The organism is Sphingomonas endophytica (assembly GCF_001476895.1).
Classification (GTDB): Bacteria; Pseudomonadota; Alphaproteobacteria; order Sphingomonadales; family Sphingomonadaceae; genus Sphingomonas; species Sphingomonas endophytica_A.
On sequence record NZ_LDTB01000133.1, the window covers coordinates 1 to 870 of the forward strand.

Consider the following 870-nt stretch of genomic DNA (forward strand, 5'->3'; position numbering starts at 1 on the left):
ATCCAGGACGAGTTGGAGGCCTATGAAGAGCTCCTCGGCAAGGTCGACAGCCAGGACCGCCTGTCGCGCAAGCGCATCGAGCGGATGAAGGAGGGTCATCAGGAACGTCTCGAATCGCTGGCCTCGCGCAAGGACGATTTGTTGACGGTCGCCGAAATCGGAATCGACCAGATCATCGTCGATGAGGCGCAGGAGTTCAGAAAACTGTCCTTCGCCACCAATATGACCAGCTTGCGCGGCGTCGACCCGAACGGCTCGCAGCGCGCCTGGGACCTCTATGTGAAGTCGCGCTTCGTCCAAACGAAAAACCCAGGCCGGGCCCCCGTCCTCCCCTCCGCCACCCCCATCAACAACACGCTTGGCGAGATGTTCTCCGTGCAGCGCTATCTCGGTTACGCTGCGCTGCTCGAGCGTGGACTGCACGAGTTCGATGCCTGGGCCTCGACCTTCGGCGACGTGTCGACCGAACTCGAGCTCCAACCCTCCGGCAAATACAAGCCGGTTACGCGCTTCGCCACCTTTGTCAACGTCCCGGAGCTGATCGCCATGTTCCGCTCCTTCGCGGACGTGGTGATGCCCGAGGATCTGCGGCAGTATGTAAAGGTGCCGGCGATCTCGACCGGCCGACGCCAGATCCTGACCGCGAAGCAGACCGATTCGTTCAAGCGCTACCAGGTGCTGCTCGACGCGCGCATCAAGGCGTTTGAGGAGCGCGACCGTACGCCGGAGCCGGCCGACGATATCCTGCTATCCGTCATTACGGCCGGCCGCCCCGACGCGATCGACCTGCGCCTGGTCGACCCGGATAAAGACCATGAACCGGAACACCAACTCAAAAAACTGAATTCAAACCGCATACCGAAATGGCAA

1 pseudogene is annotated in these 870 nt (G+C 61.4%); it reads left to right on the forward strand.

The features are described 5' to 3' along the window. A pseudogene (locus NS334_RS16340) lies at positions 1-870 on the forward strand (lactate dehydrogenase); the annotation flags it as partial.